Annotated in this window: 12 protein-coding genes; 7 read left to right on the top strand and 5 right to left on the bottom strand. The window is 44.5% G+C overall.

The features are described from left to right. The first annotated feature begins 55 nt into the window (after positions 1 to 55). A complete protein-coding gene (locus QUA01_RS07550) occupies positions 56 to 529 on the top strand; it encodes a tellurite resistance TerB family protein (RefSeq protein ID WP_333088861.1) in 474 nt (157 codons plus the stop codon). A gap of 255 nt (positions 530 to 784) precedes the next feature. Next, a complete protein-coding gene (locus QUA01_RS07545; protein WP_333088859.1) occupies positions 785 to 6676 on the top strand; it encodes an ATP-binding sensor histidine kinase in 5892 nt (1963 codons plus the stop codon). A gap of 147 nt (positions 6677 to 6823) precedes the next feature. Here QUA01_RS07545 and QUA01_RS07540 read toward each other — a convergent pair whose 3' ends face one another. Continuing rightward, positions 6824 to 8518, bottom strand: a complete 1695-nt coding sequence (locus tag QUA01_RS07540; RefSeq protein WP_333088857.1) for an NAD(P)H-hydrate dehydratase — start codon at positions 8516 to 8518, stop codon at positions 6824 to 6826. 340 nt (positions 8519 to 8858) lie between these two features. On the opposite strand from QUA01_RS07540, the gene mnmA reads away from it, so the two are divergent. Next, the gene (gene mnmA / locus QUA01_RS07535) at positions 8859 to 9950 is read left to right on the top strand and encodes a tRNA 2-thiouridine(34) synthase MnmA (protein ID WP_333088855.1); all 1092 of its coding nucleotides are present in this window, start codon (positions 8859 to 8861) and stop codon (positions 9948 to 9950) included. Positions 9951 to 10101: 151 nt separating this feature from the next. Here the strand turns inward: mnmA and QUA01_RS07530 are convergent, their stop codons facing one another. Then, positions 10102 to 10656 (bottom strand): hypothetical protein, encoded by a 555-nt coding sequence (locus QUA01_RS07530; RefSeq protein WP_333088854.1) that lies wholly within the window; start codon positions 10654 to 10656, stop codon positions 10102 to 10104. Positions 10657 to 11605: 949 nt separating this feature from the next. Between QUA01_RS07530 and QUA01_RS07525 the strand changes: the two genes are divergently transcribed. From QUA01_RS07525 to QUA01_RS07510, 4 genes are all read left to right on the top strand, one after another. Next, positions 11606 to 11950, top strand: coding sequence for a slr1659 superfamily regulator (locus QUA01_RS07525; protein WP_333088851.1), 345 nt, complete (start codon positions 11606 to 11608; stop codon positions 11948 to 11950). A 70-nt stretch (positions 11951 to 12020) separates the two neighbouring features. Then, entirely contained in the window at positions 12021 to 13496 is a 1476-nt protein-coding gene (locus QUA01_RS07520) for an adenylate/guanylate cyclase domain-containing protein (RefSeq protein ID WP_333088850.1), read from the top strand. 317 nt (positions 13497 to 13813) lie between these two features. Continuing rightward, the gene (locus tag QUA01_RS07515) at positions 13814 to 15463 is read left to right on the top strand and encodes an ABC transporter substrate-binding protein (RefSeq protein ID WP_333089230.1); all 1650 of its coding nucleotides are present in this window, start codon (positions 13814 to 13816) and stop codon (positions 15461 to 15463) included. Positions 15464 to 15624: 161 nt separating this feature from the next. Beyond that, positions 15625 to 16284 carry a pentapeptide repeat-containing protein gene (locus QUA01_RS07510; protein ID WP_333088848.1) on the top strand — a complete coding sequence of 220 codons (660 nt, stop codon included), beginning with the start codon at positions 15625 to 15627 and terminating at the stop codon, positions 16282 to 16284. 301 nt (positions 16285 to 16585) lie between these two features. On the opposite strand, the gene QUA01_RS07505 is transcribed toward QUA01_RS07510, so the two are convergent. From QUA01_RS07505 to QUA01_RS07495, 3 genes are all read right to left on the bottom strand, one after another. Further along, positions 16586 to 16966 (bottom strand): cupin domain-containing protein, encoded by a 381-nt coding sequence (locus tag QUA01_RS07505; protein WP_442921535.1) that lies wholly within the window; start codon positions 16964 to 16966, stop codon positions 16586 to 16588. A gap of 81 nt (positions 16967 to 17047) precedes the next feature. Beyond that, the gene (locus QUA01_RS07500) at positions 17048 to 17503 is read right to left on the bottom strand and encodes a nucleic acid-binding protein (RefSeq protein ID WP_333088847.1); all 456 of its coding nucleotides are present in this window, start codon (positions 17501 to 17503) and stop codon (positions 17048 to 17050) included. Then, on the bottom strand, positions 17500 to 17883 hold the full coding sequence (locus tag QUA01_RS07495) for a hypothetical protein (protein WP_333088845.1): 384 nt from the start codon (positions 17881 to 17883) through the stop codon (positions 17500 to 17502). The genes QUA01_RS07500 and QUA01_RS07495 overlap by 4 nt, the downstream gene beginning before the upstream one ends. Positions 17884 to 18004: the final 121 nt, after the last annotated feature.

The following is an 18004-nucleotide window of genomic DNA, read 5'->3' as shown; positions in this document are numbered from 1 at the left end:
ACAAATAACAACTAACAAATAACAACTAACTAATAACAAATTACCAATTTAAATTATGCAAACCCCACCACCTCCATCAATTACGCCCCGCCAAATGAACCTGCTGAGAATAGTTGCTTCAATGGCCTGGGCTGACGGCGAACTCGCCACAGCAGAAGTTAATTTAATGCTCGATCGCTTTTGCAGTTTGTTTGCTACGGATGCCGACCGAGAACCAATGCAACAGGAACTCCGGGATTATATCATGCAAAATATCCCCCTTGACGAGTTGATTTTTCAACTAGAAACTCAAGCAGAAAAGGAATTAGTTTTGCAACTAGGCTATCAAGTCATTGCTTCTAGTTCTCGCACTCCCGACGAACCAAAAATTAACGCAGAAGAAGCTGCCGCTTATCAAAAATTAGTGCAGTTGCTGAATCTTCCAGAGGATGCGGTGAAACGTATTGAAGCCGAAGCATCAGCGGCAGATAATTCCGAGGGAATTGTAGAGAAGATGGCTCAGAAATTAGAAGATTTCATCAAAGGCTAGATCGACGAAACCATCGGCGGTTGAAACCGCGCCAGCAGTCAAAATTGCGTGCACTTGCCTGCAGGTTCGCAAAAATAATGGAATTTCAACCGTCCAGTCTTTTTCAACCCGCTATCGCAGGATTTTGTTTGTATAAACCTGGTTTAAATAGGTAGTCTTTTAATCTTTTTATCTCGGTAATTTGTCTCTGTTTTTTGTATTCAGCATGGTGCACTCTAGAATTAGAAACCAATATACTGACAGGAATCAAAAATTATGCTGCCAGCTTTAAGGATTTCTGACTATGACTTGCAAGAACTTATCCATCAAGGAACTAACACGGTTATTTATCGGGCGGTGTCGCTGATAAACGGACAGCCTGCCATCCTCAAAGTTTTAAATACAGAATATCCTACCCTAGAACAAATAACTCGCTTAAAACACGAATATCAGATCGCCGCGGATCTCGATTGCCAGTATACCGTCAAAGTCGATCGCCTAGAAACTCACCCGAATTGCTTGGTATTAGTCTTAGAAGATTTTGGAGGCATCTCCCTCGAACAGTGGATAGCAAGGGCCCAGAATGCAGCCAGCAGCACAAATGTTACCGCAGCAGCAACGGCACCTTACCAATTGCCGATCGCCCAATTCTTAAACATCACCATCCAATTAGCAAAAGCTTTAGTATTCCTGCATCAAAATCAAATTATTCATAAAGACATCAAGCCAGCTAATATTATAATTAACCCCGAAACAATGCAAGTAAAACTTGCAGATTTCAGCATTGCTTCGCGGTTAAATAAAGAAACCCCGCACTTAAAAAATCCCGATCGCCTAGAAGGAACCCTCGCCTATATGTCGCCGGAACAAACCGGGCGGATGAATCGCGCTGTAGACTACCGCAGCGACTTCTACTCTCTAGGTGTCACCTTTTACGAATTGCTGACAGGAAAATTGCCATTTGACAGCAAAGATCCGCTGGAATTAGTCCACTGTCACATTGCCAAACAACCAATTCCCCTTCAACAATTAAATCCGCAAATTCCCCCAGTTTTGACCCAAATTGCGGAAAAACTGATGGCAAAAAATGCCGAAGACAGGTATCAAACAGCAACCGGATTGTTAGCAGATTTAGAACGCTGCCAAAATCAAGTCGAGGAGTCAGGGAAAATTTCTAATTTTATTCCCGGACAACTAGATGCCATGAGTCAGTTGTTAATTCCGCAAAAACTTTACGGGCGAGAAAAAAAAATAGCACAATTATTGCAAGCCTTCGATCGCGCCAGCAAAGGCAGCGGTGAAATTGTCTTGGTAGGTGGCTATTCCGGGATTGGCAAATCAGCATTAGTTCACGAAATTCTGCGTAATTTAACCAGGCAGCGCGGATACTTGGTTTCGGGCAAATTTGACCAATTCAAGCGCAATGTTCCCTATGCTTGTTTCAATCAAGCCCTGCGGAATTTGGTGCAGCAGATTTTGACTGAAAGCCAAGCAAAGATTAAATTGTGGCGAGAAAAACTGCTGCAAGTTTTGGATGCGAATGCTCGAATTGCGATCGAAGCCATCCCCGAATTAAAGTTAATTTTAGGCCCGCAACCAGACGTACCACAACTCGGGGCGATCGAATCTCAAAACCGCTTCAACCGAGTGATGCAGCAGTTACTTCAAGCAATTGCCACCGCCGAACATCCCTTAGTAATGTTTCTCGACGACTGCCAGTGGATAGATGCTGCAACAGTCAATTTATATCAACAAAATGGCCTCGCAAAAATTCCTTACTTGCTAGTAATTGTTGCTTATCGGGATAACGAAGTCGGTTCGACGCATCCATTTATGCTAGCAAATGAGGCAATTCGATCTGCAGGCATTCCGATAACAGCTATTACTTTAGAACCGCTAGCAATTGACAGCGCAATTCAACTAATTGCTGAAACTTTGAGATGTGCTGCTGAAACAGCGAGTCCGCTGGCGAATTTCCTCGTGCAAAAAACTGACGGAAATCCATTTTTCTTCAAACAATTGGTGAAATATTTGTATCAAAAAGGCTGGTTGAGATTTGACCCGCAGGCTGCCCAGTGGCAGTGGGACATTAAATATATTGAAGGGCAGGATATTTCGGAAAACATTGTTGATTTGATGGTAAACAAAATTCAAACTTTGTCAACTGCAACCCAGCGAATTTTGCAATTGGCTGCTTGTATAGATAATCAGTTTAGTTTGGATGTGCTGTCGGTTGCTAGCGGACAAATTTGGACTCAAACAGCGCAGGATTTGTGGGAAGCGTTGCAGATGGGCTTGATTTTACCTGTAGGTAATAGCTATCGAATTCCGCAAGTATTTGAGCCGGAAGAGTTGGAAAAGTTGGGGATAGCGGCTGGAGATGTGTGCTACAAATTTATGCACGATCGCGTTCAACAAGCTGCTTATGCTATGATTCCTGACGTACAGAAAGAACCTGTTCATTTGGCGATCGGGCGTTTGTTGTTGCACAGAAGTACCGCAGCCCAACGGCAAGAACGAATTTTTGATATTGTCAATCATTTGAATTTTGCTGGCGGGTTGATTTGCGAGTTGAGCGAAAAGTATGAATTAGCTGAGTTAAATTGGCAGGCTGGCAAAACTGCGAAAGCTGCTTCTGCGTTTGAAACGGCGCTGAGTTTTTTCCAGTCGGGCTGCAACTGTTTGCCGGCCCAAAGCTGGGAAGATAATTATGTGTTAACTTTGGCGCTGTATTTTGAATTGGGCGAATCTGAATATTTGAATGGGAAAAATGACGAAGCTTTGGCAATTCTAGACTTCATTTTGCCTCAAACTCAGACATTTTTAGAACGGTGTCGGATTAATGAGTTGAAAATGACTTGTCTGCGGATGAAAAATGATTTACCTGCTGCTTATCAGTTAGGTATCGAAACGCTGCAATTGTTGGGAATTGAGTTTGAAGCGTACCCGGATGATGGGTATTTGCTGCGGGAGTTGGCGAAGACGAAGGAGATGATTGGGGAATCCATCGTAGATTTAGCCGATTTACCGACACTCACCGATCCGCTGCAACTCGCCGCCCACCGGATTTTGAAAGAACTTTACCCCATTGCTTACTTTACCAGTCCCAACGCTCAATTTTTGTGTGCGATCAAGTTGGTGCAGGCGACAATCGAACACGGAAATTGCCGGATTTCCGCCTTTGGCTACATTGTGTATGCCTTTACTTTGATTGTTAAATATGGCGAAATTGAGGCTGGTTTGGCAGCAGGAGAACTGGGTTTAACTCTCTACGAACGCTGGGATACTAAAGAGTTAAGTGCTTATATTTTCTTGCTGTGGGGGGCTTGTTTGCACTACATCAAACATATTGATGAGTCCAAGGTTTTTATCCTCAAAGCTTTTAATAGCGGTTTAGAGACAGGTGCTTATCAGTGGTCGGGATATGCTGCGATTAATTGTCTTTGGTTCAGCTTTTACGGCAATGAATCGCTGCAAAAAACCACCGCAGTTATTGAGGAATTTTTACCGATTTTGCAAAAAATTGACCGCAATATGCTAGCATTTTTTATGCTCAATAAATCGGCAATTGCTCGGCTTACTCGTGCTGCCGAGAGTGTAGAAAACCCCCTAACTTTCATCGACGAAGAGTCGCTATTAGAATTTGCTGAAGCCTCTGCAGATTTGATGACTTCTTTTATGGTTTATCTCTACAGACTAACCGTGGCGAATTGGTTTGGCGAGGTCGATCGAGCATTAGAATATGCCAATATTGGTGTTAAATTTTTGGCAGGTGCTGCCGGCGTTTTTCTGAGTCCAGTTTTTTGCTTCCATCGGGCTATAGCCCTTGCTGCTGCTTGTACAAATGCCAGCGAGGGCGATCGCCAACTATACCTAGAACAGCTTAACATTTGCCTGGAAGAACTTCGAGAGTTTGCGAAAAACTGCGCTGCAAATTACCAGCACAAATATTTAGCCATCCGGGCGGAAGCGGCGCGGTTGTCGGGACAAAAGTATGAGGCGGCAGAATGCTACGATAGTGCGATCGCCCTCGCAATAGAAAACGGCTTCATTCAAGATGCAGCGCTGATTAATGAATTAGCTGCCCGATTTTATTTATCCCAAAATCGGCTGATTTTCGTCAAAAATTATCTCAGCAATGCCAGAGTTTGCTACATCCAGTGGGGCGCAACAGCGAAAGTCCGCCAACTCGAACAATACTATGGGAATTTATTTCCTGAAACTGTCGAGTCGCGGATCGGTGCAACTGTAACTACGAGTACATCTAGTCATGCTAATCTCTTGGATTTAGCAACGGTAATCAAATCCTCTGGGGCAATTTATAGTGAAATTGTTTTAGAAAAGTTGTTAAAAAAACTGCTGCAAATCATCTTAGAAAATGCTGGCGCACAGAAAGGCTGTATTATTTTAGAAAGAGACGGGCAACTGTTTGTTGAAGTCTCGGATACTAACCTGCATGACTCAGCAACCTTTCAGGAGTCAATGCTGCTTGAAAACAGTTCAGATGTTCCTATTTCTCTAGTCAAGTATGTTGGGATAACTCAGCAACCACTGGTATTGAGCGATGCAAGTCAAGAAACAATTTACCAAGCGGATAGTTACATTCAAAATTGCCAACCAAAATCGATTTTATGCGCGCCTATTTTGTATCAAACCAAGTTGATTGGCGTTGTGTATTTAGAGAATAATCTGGCAACAGGAGCATTTACGCGCGATCGGCTGGAACTGTTGCAACTGTTAACGTCACAAGCGGCGATCGCCATTGAAAACGCCCGCATCTACGCCAGGGAACAACACAAATCCCGCGAGTTGGCTGAATCTCTCGAAAGCCTGCAACAGTCCCAAGTCGAACTTATCCAAAAAGAACAGGAGTACCGCAGCATATTTGAGGCAGTAGTAGACGGACTTTCGCTGATAGATTTGCAGACTGGTAAAGTCATTGCAGCTAACCCCGCACTCAGTCAAATATTTGGCTATTCTGAGCAAGAGTTTTTGCAGTTAAATCCGCCAGATTATATTCTTCCAGAGTATGTGCATTCATTCGTCGAATTCCAACAAACTGTCAGCCGAGGCGAAGAATTTACCTGTCAAGCTATCATACGGAGAAAAGACGGTACGCTGTGCGATATTGAGCTAAAAGGAAACTTTTTAGAATACGGTGGCAAACCCCACGGCTTGGCGATTAATCGGGATATTAGCGATCGCAAGCGCGCCGAAAAAGCTCTGCAAACATCGGAAGATCAATTGAGACAAAAAGCTGAAGATTTAGAAGCAACACTCGTTCAATTGCAACAAGCTCAAGCACAATTAATTCAAACAGAAAAAATCTCGCAACTCGGACAACTCGTGGCTGGAGTGGCGCACGAAGTGAACAATCCCGTCAGCTTTATTTCTGGCAATTTGCATCATGCCAAAGAATATGTTAGCGATTTAATAAATTTACTCCAAATTTATCAAGACAACTTTCCCGAGCCAGGGCCACAAGTTTTAGATGAAATAGAAGCGATTGAATTAGAATATTTAGTAGAAGATTTGCCGAAGATGATTGACTCGATGAGATTGGGAACGGATCGTATTGGCGATATCATGCAATCTTTGCGAAATTATTCGCGTAGCGATGGGATTGAGAAAAAACCGGCCAATCTTCATGAAGGAATTGATACCACATTAATGATTTTAGCACATCGGTTGAAAGCATCTGGCGATCGCCCTACCATTAAAATCATCAAAAATTACGGGGAATTGCCTCAAATAGAATGCTATCCGGGACAACTGAATCAGGTATTTATGAATTTGCTAGCCAACGCGATCGATGCTCTGGAAGAATCTAATGTTGGTAAAACCTACAAAGAGATTGAGAGCAACCCGAATACGATTACAATTTCGACCTCTGTTGCCAACTTGAGCGAAAAACAGATCAATTCTACCGTCAACATTCGGATAGCTGACAATGGAATTGGAATGCCAGAAAATATCAAAGAAAAATTGTTTACGCCATTCTTTACAACGAAAGCAGAAGGCAAAGGAACCGGATTTGGACTACCAATTTCTCACGATATAGTCACCCAAAAACACGGCGGAACGTTAGAATGTTGTTCACTACCGGGAATGGGAACAGAATTTGCGATCGCCCTTCCGGTGCACAGCATTCCTATCCAGGATAAGTAGTCGTGCAAAATTAATTACACGAGATTTCGCGTGAAAGCCTTACCTAGCAAGGAGTCTTTATGTAATTAATTTTGTGTAGTTACTTAATTAGGGAGCAAATATACAGCATATTCCATGTATAGCTGTATGATTTGCGCGGTGCGCGCCCTAGAAAATACTGTTGATTGTTGGCTCATAAAATTCTCGCAATGTAGGAATTAAATACTGTGTCAATGTAAAGGCATCTACTCCTAATTCTGTCCGTTCTTTGGCTGCCATGATTGCGGCTTGAGCGTGCCACCAAACTGCTGTTGCTGCCACTGCTTGAGCTGGGGATTTGCGGGCGATCCTCTTCGAGGGCTTCGCTAACGCACCTGCTAACAGTCCCCCTAACAAGCCCGTGAGAACGTCGCCGCTGCCCCCTCTAGCTAAGGCTGGGGTGCTTTCGGGATTGAGGTAGGTGATGGTACGTGAAGCGTAGCTATCCCGCAGGGAATCGCCCTCATCCTTCCAACTTATGCAAACCTTGGCTCCTTTGAACAACACGACTGCACCGCAAAGCTTAGCTGCTGCTTGACTTGCGGCAATTCGATCGTCCCCTGCGGAGGCTGCTAGATCGGGAAATAAACGCTTGAATTCGCCCGGGTGAGGCGTGATAATTGTCAGTGCTGAGCGTTCCGACAAAATCGGGATTGTGCCGAGTTGAGCGAGGATATTTAAACCGTCGGCATCTAAAACCAGAGGTCGATCGCTATCCAGTAGAGATTCTACAGCGATCGCGGCTTCCAATGTCAGACCGGGCCCAGCGGCGATCGCATCGTAACTGCTCAAATCTATTGCTACCGGCAACTCGCTAATTGCACCGCTTGAAGTTTCAGGACATCCGATAACTAAAGCCTCTGGCAAATGACTGCTCAACATCGGTTTAATCGACTCAGGAACAGCAATTGACAGCATTCCGACACCGCTTGCTCTTGCTCCCAACGCTGACAAAATTGCGGCTCCGGTGTAGCGGCGGGAACCTGCAATAATTAGCAAGTGACCGTTGGTGTATTTGTACGAAATTGGCGATCGGGGCAAGGGCAAATGCTCGATCGCCAATGTTTTGGCAATGCGTTGGATTGCTGGCGAATCACCCAATATTGCTGCAATATCTGCGACGGGAATATCAAAATCAATTAATTCACAACTGCCGATATATTCTAACGCTTGGTCTTGCAGAAAAGCCATTTTCCACAATCCCAAACACAATGTATGTTTTGCCCTGATTGCAGTCCCCAAAACTGCTCCGGTATCTGTATGAATTCCCGAGGGAATATCTATACTAAAAATGGGTATGTTTAAATTATTTATTTGCTCAATAGCTGCGGCTGTGAAATTAGTAATTTCTCGTTCCAATCCAAACCCAAATAAACCATCGATTAGTAAATCGCAGTTGTTCAGCGATTCAACTTTGTCAACAAAGGGAATTTTTAAATAACGGGCATAATCAGCATGACTTTTTGTGAGTTCTTTAAGCTTAGAAAACGGGCAGTAAATAACTACGGGAAATCCTTGAAAGTGCAATTCGCGAGCCACAACCAAAGCATCGCCGCCGTTATGTCCTGGCCCAACTAATACGCCGATCGCTGGCAACCTCGAATTAACAATCTTTTTCCCTTCTCCCCTTTTCCTGCTATCCGTTAAATCCCGTACATTGCTTGTTGCCGAACTTCCTTCTGCCTTCAAAAGCTGTTGAATGCGTTTAGCAATCAATCCGGCGACTTTTTCCATTAAAGCTGCTACTGGCATTCCAGCAGCAAATATTCTGGCTTCTATTTGCCGCATTTGGTCGGCGGTGACAACAAATTTTTGAATAGTCATAAGTAGAGGGAAGAGGGAAGAAGGAAGAACGAAGAAGGAAGAAGAAAGTTCGGCAACGAGCAATGTACGGGATGTAACGGATGTAACGGATGTAAGTTTGTCGGAAGAAGGAAGAAGGAAGAGGGAAGAGGGAAGAAGGAAGAGGGAAGAAGAGGGAAGAAGGAAGAGATACGCAGTAAGCCTTTGAGCGATCGGTATTTTACGTTTAATTAGGTGGCTTTACTTATTAGTGCTAAAATTTCAGCTAACAGCAGCAGTACCATTTTGTAGTATACTTGTGGTATAATCGATTAGCTCGATCGCACAAAGTAACAGTAAAATAGCAAATTCTCTCCGAATCATGAACAAGATTGTTGTAGGCCTCTCCGGCGGGGTCGATAGTTCCGCAGCAGCCGCAATTTTACACCATCAGGGCTATGAAGTGGTGGGTTTAACGCTGTGGCTGATGAAAGGCAAAGGTCAGTGCTGCTCTGAGGGAATGGTCGATGCCGCTAAACTTTGCGAAGATTTGGGCGTTCCTCACCACATTGTGGACAGCCGCGAGGTCTTTCAAGCAAGTATTGTCGATTATTTGGTGGACGGTTACAGTGCAGGAGTGACGCCTTTGCCTTGTTCGCAGTGCAATAAAACTGTGAAGTTTGGGCCGATGCTCAAGTATGCTCACGAAGAATTAGGAATTGAAAAGATTGCGACGGGACACTACGCTCGCATTACCTATGATACTGCTACGGGTCGCTATCAGTTGCTACGGGCGATCGACCCTGGCAAAGACCAGTCTTATTTCTTGTACGATTTAACACAAGATTTACTTGCCGGTACGGAGTTTCCCTTGGGGGAAATTACCAAGACAGAAACTCGCAGAATCGCGGCGGAATTTGGCTTGAGCACTGCCGACAAGCCGGAAAGTCAAGATTTGTGCTTGGTGGAAAGCAACGGTTCGATGCGGGCTTTTCTGGACAAGTACATCGCGCCGCATAGGGGTGACATTGTTGACAAGGCGGGCCGGGTACTCGGACAGCACGACGGCGTGCACCACTACACCATCGGCCAGCGGAAAGGCCTCGGCATTGCTGCGGCCCAACCGCTGTACGTGATTGAACTCGATGCTGCTGGCAATCGGGTAATTGTGGGCGATCGCCAGTTGGCAGTAGAATCTGAATGCAATGTCCAGAAAGTAAATTGGGTTTCTGTAGCCGCACCGACTGCTCCGATTCGGGCTTCTGTACAGATTCGCTATCGATCGCAACCCGTCCCCGCTACAATTATTCCTGTAGAAACCTCCCAAGCCGACGAAAAAGCCTGCGGTACAAGAGTCAAAATAATTTTTGACGAACCGCAGTTGAGCATTACCCCCGGACAAGCCGCTGTTTGGTATGACGGAGACGTGCTGTTGGGCGGCGGCATCATCGAAAGAAATCAACTTCCCAAATAAGACAGCGGTTGAAACCGCCTCTGTACTTGGCTTACACCCGCGACTCGACTGAGCTTAGCCGAACGTTAGGCCAGCGGGTGGAAGAAGACTGGGAAATTGAAATTATTAGTCAACAGTCAACAGTCATGTATGAGTGCAACCGGAATTGATATTATTTCTTTTCCAAGCGCAACATATTTCCCCTAGCATTGGTGCGGTAAACCCAAGTTTTGCCGCCGTCAGAAACTACAACCCGCCAACCTTCCACAATCATTTGACCGCAAATTTCATCAGCCTTCGCCAGCCCCAAACAAGTATTCGGCCAACTTTGCAGTTTCGATTCAGTTATTTTCAACTTGTCAGCAGCAATTCCAGTTTGGCGCGACAAGTCTTGGCGAACTGCTGCTGCTACAGTTGCCGGCAATTGTTTGGGGGGATTGGGGCGCGCGTTTTCTGCCAAATTGTCGGGAGAGGAAATTAAACTATTTAGTGCTAATCGGGAAGAGCTAATTTTTTGAGAAACCGCCGTTGACTGCTCTGGGCTTTCCCACCGGGGGAGGGAATCTTTGAGAGCTACCACGTTAGCCTCCGCGCTATGTACGAGCGGCGGATAAATTTCCCAAACCATAATTCCTGTCAGGACGACAGCCAATATCAAAGGATTCGGTTGCTTTTGGGTTCGGTTTTTATTTTTTTGATAGTTATTTTTGGAGATTCGTTTGATCATGGGTCTTCTGCCTCACTTTACACGATGCGCGATCGAGAGCGATCGCTCAAAAGCAAATACAGTCCCGGACGCACCGGTAGTCAGAAATCGGGTTTTTTGGGTCTAGATGCGTCCATAACTGAAATGTTTATTTAGATACTGCTGTTGCTGCCGTTTATTGCTTTGTGCAGAACCAACTTGAGGGCCGGTGCGGCACAAGTATTTTATCCTCGCTGCCGATACTGATGTTTCAAGAAAATTGCACTACCGACTTATTAATTAATTTTTACTTTTAATCTGCGGGTATCTAGAAAAATTTAGCCCTAAGTAAATATTCTGAAAAGAATCTGATGGTGGTCGAGAATCTCAGTACAAATAACTATCGATTGTCCCAAAACTACTAAAGGTGTTTTAGACTGTGGGAGACGAGCTGAGCCAGCGCTCTCAAACCGATGCAGCACAATCTGTTTCCGCAGAACGGGCAGGCATTACAACTTCAGCCAATTATTTTCATTGTAGCATTTTATTCTTAAAGTGCGATCGAAGCGTCGTTTTTAGATTGTAGATTTTATATTTTATATTTGAGATTGTAGATTTTATATTTTATATTTTAGATGAATTACCGGAGGTTTAAGCAAACAGTGCTAGACGCATCAATGCCACATAAACCGCGTTTTGATCGGGATTCAAGGTCTGGATGCAATATTTTTACCCGTCAAACGCGGTTTATCACCAAAGAGTGCGAAAGTGTTACAAAAGTCTAAGATTTTGAACTTTCCACAGTCCTGCGGCAGCCTGTATCCGTTGTTGGGCGGAGTCAAAAATACTTTAGTAGCGATCGCTACTTTTTTAGTAAGATATTGTTGAAATAAATCGATTATGAACAAAAAATCCCTCGCAATCCCTTTAATGAATCGGCTGAGCTATCCTCAAAAATTTACCTTAATATCTAAGGGACTTTTTCGCGACAATGGAAATTCAGACACAAGATTACCATACCTGCTACGATCCAGCAACGGCAACCGTGAGTTTTGTTGGCTCTCTCAGGCTGAGCGGGCCTGGGGAGTACCCGCCGATAGCACAGTTGCTCGGCGAGGTGCCAGACTCCGAACCGGCGAAAATTACCCTCAATTTGCAGCAGTTAGAATTTTTGAACAGTTCGGGCATAAATATGCTGTCGAAGTTTATAATCGAGCAGCGCAAAAAAGCTCTAGTGCAAATGGCAGTACAAGGCTCTCAACCCATAGCTTGGGAGGGTAAATCGTTGAATAATTTGCAACGCCTGATGCCTGGTTTGCAGTTGGAATTAGTATAGACACACGGTTACTTTTATGATGCAGGCTGTTGAGCAATTTTCTGTTAGTAGAGGTGCAAATTCTCGGGTTATGCTGGAAGAACAACCATCTAGAGAACAGCTACTTTTAGAGATAGAAAGATTGCGCCAGCAAGTGGCAGACTTGAAGGAGGAAAAAGCAGATCTGAAAATCTTGCTGGAAACTACGGCTCAACATTCTGATACGGTTGAAACCCAGTTGCGCGATCGGGCATTGGAGGCGGTGCGGGAAGGCGAAATTAAGCTGGCTCAATTTCTGGAAGCGATTCCAATAGGCGTAGCCGTGCTCGATTCTCAAGGAAAACCTTACTACGTCAATCACGCCGGACAGCAGTTACTCGGTAAAGGAGTTTTGCACTTAAATGCAGTTGAGAATTTGTCAGATATTTATCAAATTTATATCGCGGGAACTGATACTATTTACCCTTTCGATAATTTGCCGATCGTTCGAGCTTTTAGGGGTGAAAGTTCGACTGCTGACGATATGGAAGTTCATCAACCAGACCGTAAAATTCCTATTGAAGGTTGGGGAACGCCAATTTTTGACGAGGCTGGTAAAGTTGCTTTTGCGATCGCAATTTTTCAAGATATTACGGAACGCAAACAAGCTGAGACAGACCGTCACGAATTGATTAAAAAACTATTTGACCTCAATCAAAATTTAGAGATATCCCTGGATGTTGAATCAGACTTAACGGATGCCTACGGGCGATTTGTGCCGCATCAATTTTTAAATTTATTAGGATATGAAAGTATTCTTGATGTTAATTTAGGCGACCAAGTGCAGGAGGAAATGTCGGTGTTATTTGGCGACATCCGCGACTTCACGACGCTTTCGGAAACTATGACACCGCAAGAAAATTTCAATTTTATCAATGCTTACCTCTCGCGGATGGAGCCGGCTATTACTAGCAATAATGGCTTTATAGATAAATACATCGGCGATGCAATTATGGCTTTATTTAGTGACTGTGCTGATGATGCTGTGAAAGCTGGTATTGCGATGCTACAAACCTTGACTGATTACAACCAACACCGTCAAAGTGTCGGCTACATCCCAATTCAAATTGGCATTGGTATCAATTCGGGTTCTTTGATACTGGGGACAGTCGGCGGCGCAAGCCGAATGGACACCACTGTGATTAGCGATGCCGTTAATTTGGCATCTCGGATTGAAGGATTGACTAAAGATTACGGCGTACCTCTGTTAATTTCTCAGCAGACTTTGGAACGGTTGCGAAATCCTGCTGATTATGCTATTCGGATTGTGGATAAAGTACAGGTTAAAGGAAAATCTCAATATGTCATAGTCTATGAGGTGTTTGATGCAGATCCTGCGGAAATTCTTGGGGCAAAGCTAGCAAATTTGCCTGTATATACTGAAGCGATGTTATTGTGCGAGCGCAAGGAGTTCCGAGAAGCGGGAAAATTGTTTGAAGAGTGTTTGCGGACAAATCCGAGCGATCGGGTAGCTCGCATTTACCTGAAACGCTGTCGGGATTGGCGATCGCTCCTCAAGGGAATTTAAAGGAAGTCATTAGTCAACACTTCGGACAGTTTTTGATTAGCAACCGTAGAATGGCGGTTTCAAGGCGATCGATATCAGGGCAACCCTTGCCGAGGCCGGATATGAAAAACCAAGAGTTTCAGGCTAGCAACTCAAAACGCAAGGGGAGACGATCGCACTCGGCTTGCTCATAAATCCGGTTTCCGACTATATTGCTCGTTAATAAACCTAGAAGCTTTGCGACAAACCAAGTTTCTAGCCCACCCATGAGTAAACCCTGAAACTCTCCGGAGTGTTGTGATAATATAATGAGTAATTTGGAGTGTCAAAAAAAGACGATGAGAATCAACAAGCAGCAGCCTAGAATATCTATAAAACCTTCAGTGATTAAAGCGATAGCTCTGTTCTGTCTGTGCTGCTTGTTAACTGCAAGCTGCGGACAGAGGGCAAATCGATCGCCTAATTCGACCGGCGAAAATGCTAATAACCGCGTTACTATTGGCACAACCTTGAAATTGCGGACGATCGACCCTGCGGACGCTTATGAAATTATATCAGGGCAACTGCTGCAAAATTTGGGCGATACTCTCTACACTTACAAGTCGGGAACTACTGAGTTAATCCCCCATTTAGCGACAGCAATGCCAAAAGTTAGCCAAGACGGATTGACATATACAATCCCCTTGCGTCAAGGAGTTATTTTTCACGACGACACACCTTTTAACGCCGCAGCAATGGAGTTTTCCTTGCAGCGGTTTATCAAAAATGGCGGCCGTCCGGCTTTCTTGTTGAGCGATGCCGTAGAATCGGTGAAAGCGACGGGCGAATACGAATTAACTTTTCAACTCAAAAAGCCTTTTGCTGCTTTTCCTTCTCTCCTGACATTTGCCGGTCTTTGTGCAATTTCTCCGAAAGCTTACGAGATTGGGGATGCTAAATTTAAACCGGATACGTTTGTAGGAACTGGACGCTACAAACTGGCGAAGTACGGCAGCGATTCTCTCAAGTTTGACGCATTTGATAAGTATTGGGGCGAAAAACCAGTTAATCAAGGAATTGACCTTTTGCTGCTTTCTAGTTCGTCAAATTTGTTCAATAGTTTTCGGACTGGTGCAGTCGATGTGGCTTATTTGTCTCTGGATGCAGACCAAGTTCAAAGCTTGAACGAGGGAGCCAAACAAGGGAAATGGCAGGAAATCGCGGGGGAAAGCAGTACGGTTAGTTACATGACGCTGAATACTAAGTCTAAACCGTTGGACAAGTTAGAAGTGAGACAGGCGATCGCCTCCGTGATGGATCGCCCCCTGATTAACGATCGCGTACTCCGGGGACAAGCCCAGCCACTGTACAGTCTGATTCCCACAACCTTCGACGTTAACAAGCCCGTGTTTAAAGAACTTTACGGCGATGCGAACACAGCCAAAGCCAAGGAATTGTTAACAAAAGCGGGATATTCGGCCGCCAATCCTTTTATTCTGCAAATTTGGTATCCTTCTGCTTCCACAAAGCGATCGTTAGTTGCGAGTACGATCGAGGCCCAAGCTAAGCTTAAAATGGATGGGATAATGCAGGTAGAAATTAACAGCGTTGAATCTCCGACTTTGTTTCAAAATATAGAGAAGGGGATTTATCCTGCGGTTTTGGTGGATTGGTACGCCGATTTTTTTGACGCTGACAATTACATTCAGCCGTTTTTGGATTGTGACACGGGTTCGGCGACCACCGGGTGCGAAAAGGGTGCGAGTCAGGGTCAGGGTTCGTTTTATTATAGCGATCAAGTAAATCAACTTATCGACAAGCAACGCAAAGAACTAAACCCCCAAACCCGGAAAGCTTTGTTTGGCGAAATTCAGGACATACTAGGTAGAGATGTACCTTTCATCCCTCTTTGGCAGGATAAGGACTATACTTTTGCTCAGAACAGCATCAGCGGTGTCCGTTTAGAACCGACGCAATCCTTTCCCTTTTGGTTCCTGAAAAAGCAATAATTGTTTACAATGATTTTGAGGAATTGAAACGTCAATAATTGTATCATGTTGTGTGCATAATAGGGTGATGATTGTCACAGTTTATCGAAGAGACCGATCACCCAACTCTCTAGAAATATGTGGGATATTATTAAAAGAGAGATATCGCCGAGGGTGAGTATATGAAATTTGGAATTTTAACAACAACAGCGCTACTGATTGCAATGGGTTTTGCTTCTGGAGTCAAAGCAGAAAACGTATCGCAAGTCAAGCAACTATTAGAAACTAAAGAATGTACCAAGTGTGACTTGACAGGAGCGCAGCTTGCTGGTATGGATCTCAGCGGAGCCGACTTGAGCGGAGCGAATTTGAGCGGAGCGAATTTGAACGGTGCTAATCTCAATGAAGCAAAACTGAACGAAGCCAATCTGCAACAAGCTAAATTGCAAGGTGCGAGTTTAATTGCCGCTAGAATGCACGGAGTAAATTTGCAGGGCGCTGATTTAACCAAGGCTAACCTGAGTCTGGCGGGTTTAGTAATTGCCAGCTTGAAAAATACCAACCTCACCAATGCTAATTTAGTGGGCGCTAACTTAGAAAGTGCAAATTTGGCTGGCGCAAATATGAAAAATGCTCGCCAGTCCATAGCGAATTTAGCTAATGTCAGCCTCAGAGGTGGCAGTTTGTCGGGAATCGACGTACTGGGAGTTAACTTGCGGGATGCAAATTTGACCGGTGCTAATTTGACTGGTGCTAATTTGAACGGTTCGGACTTGACCGGTGCTAATTTAATGAATGCAAATATGGCAAATGTAGATTTGAAAAATGCTGCTTTACCGTAGGACGATCGCCAATTGCTAAATCAGATGCTCGTTTTTAACAAGCTTAATATCATCCTGTAGGGGCCATTTCCGAAATGGCCCCTACAGTTATAATTGTAGGATTTATCTCGTTTCCTGTCGCGGCGCGGGTAATTGTTCGGTGCGCGGCGCTTTTCCCTGACATCGTTTCCGGTTGCATAGGAATAATAAAATCGAGTCAACAGTCAACAGTCAACAGTCAACAGTCAACAATCAACAATCACCTGACGGTGTAACCGAAATTGATATGACATCTGCGATTGCTTCATATTTTGATGTCGGATCAATCTTCTTCGTCAGCATCTTGGGCGAAACGGATAATGTCATCATCGCCAAGGTATTCGCCATTTTGGATTTCAATCATCACCAGAGGAATCACGCCTGGGTTTTCCACGCGGTGAGCAGTATTCATGGGAACGTAGGTTGACTGTTTCTGCATGAGAATCGTCTCTTTGTCATCGCAGATCACTTTAGCGGTACCGGAGACGACAACCCAGTGTTCGCTGCGGTGATAGTGCATTTGCGTCCTGATGTGGTGTCCCGGCTTGACTTCGATGCGATTGATCTTGTAACGATCGCCCGCATCTATGACTGTAACTTTACCCCAAAACCGGGTTTGCGTGCGATCGTCCATTTTTTCGATTGTGTCGGCTGTTTCCGCCATGCTGTCGATCTCGCTAACGGTGTATGTAAAAATATCTATAGTTGAAAGTATATCAGAAGGTAAGTGCGATCGATTTAAACATTACTGAATTAGCAGCCATTCGCGAGCATCAACAAATTGCGATAAATGCCCCACATTTGTTGTAGCAATTACCACCTCATTGCCTTCACTTGCCTCCAATAGTGCTTGAGCCGCCAAAATCACATCCCCGTCAAGTGCATTGGGTTCTGCGGTTGGTCTTCCTCTCCTTCTCGCGTCAGCCCACAACTGAGCAGCTAGAAGCATTACCTCCGAAGTCAAAGGACGGTATGTCAGTTGTAATTTCAGTTCATCAAGTCGTTGAATACCTGCTGACTTACCTGCACGGATCAATTCGCGTCGTACTTCGTAGTCAGCAATCTCAGGCAAAATTATTATTTCGCCTCTGAGCATTAAAGAGTTTAGCCAAACTTTGCACTCTTGAACTTCAGTAGAAGATGCTTTAGGGTTTGTTACCATCTCCAAAGGCCCAGAATCTAAAAGTATTACTCTACTCATGGGAATAATGGCCGATTAGAAAGGCGGTCTTCATCTAAAACTTTACGGAGATATTCAGCGGTTTCTGTTTGTTCCTGTTCATCTCCCTCCTCTACCCACGATCGCAATAATTCAATTGCACCTTGATTTCTTTGTATCCGCTCCTCCAGCGACAGTTTAGTAATGTCTATTTTCTCAGATGTCTGGGGAGGCTCGGACAAGGCTGGTTTTACTGTCACCGTTTCCAGAAATAACCGCATCATTTTAAGCAAATTCGGCCAATATTCTCTCGGAGTTTGCTGAATTACACTGAGAAACTCTACCATTTCGTTGCCAATGCGAGTTTCTGGCGCTGAAGCTGCTGTCGTTGGGCTTTCACTGATTAAAGCTTGTTCAGACACAATCACTTTTCTCCTTTCTCGGATTTATATGAATCAGCGGGTCGATCGATTCTACTTATATTGTAAACAAGAGGCGGGGGATAATTCATCCAGATTCTGGGATTTTTTTGAACCGCAGATG

The sequence above is a fragment of the Microcoleus sp. S36a_B3 genome (genome assembly GCF_036700745.1).
Classification (GTDB): domain Bacteria; phylum Cyanobacteriota; class Cyanobacteriia; order Cyanobacteriales; family Microcoleaceae; genus Microcoleus.
Note: the sequence above shows the minus strand (reverse complement) of the source record. Positions and strands in the feature narration are given on the sequence as shown.

Excerpts from the sequence above, each read along its gene's own strand:
- QUA01_RS07550 (WP_333088861.1), top strand. The coding sequence starts at position 56 with ATGCAAACCCCACCACCTCCATCAATTACGCCCCGCCAAATGAACCTG.
- QUA01_RS07545 (WP_333088859.1), top strand. The coding sequence starts at position 785 with ATGCTGCCAGCTTTAAGGATTTCTGACTATGACTTGCAAGAACTTATC.
- QUA01_RS07540 (WP_333088857.1), bottom strand. The coding sequence starts at position 8,518 with ATGACTATTCAAAAATTTGTTGTCACCGCCGACCAAATGCGGCAAATA.
- mnmA (WP_333088855.1), top strand. The coding sequence starts at position 8,859 with ATGAACAAGATTGTTGTAGGCCTCTCCGGCGGGGTCGATAGTTCCGCA.
- QUA01_RS07530 (WP_333088854.1), bottom strand. The coding sequence starts at position 10,656 with ATGATCAAACGAATCTCCAAAAATAACTATCAAAAAAATAAAAACCGA.
- QUA01_RS07525 (WP_333088851.1), top strand. The coding sequence starts at position 11,606 with ATGGAAATTCAGACACAAGATTACCATACCTGCTACGATCCAGCAACG.
- QUA01_RS07520 (WP_333088850.1), top strand. The coding sequence starts at position 12,021 with ATGCTGGAAGAACAACCATCTAGAGAACAGCTACTTTTAGAGATAGAA.
- QUA01_RS07515 (WP_333089230.1), top strand. The coding sequence starts at position 13,814 with ATGAGAATCAACAAGCAGCAGCCTAGAATATCTATAAAACCTTCAGTG.
- QUA01_RS07510 (WP_333088848.1), top strand. The coding sequence starts at position 15,625 with ATGAAATTTGGAATTTTAACAACAACAGCGCTACTGATTGCAATGGGT.
- QUA01_RS07505 (WP_442921535.1), bottom strand. The coding sequence starts at position 16,966 with ATGGCGGAAACAGCCGACACAATCGAAAAAATGGACGATCGCACGCAA.
- QUA01_RS07500 (WP_333088847.1), bottom strand. The coding sequence starts at position 17,503 with ATGAGTAGAGTAATACTTTTAGATTCTGGGCCTTTGGAGATGGTAACA.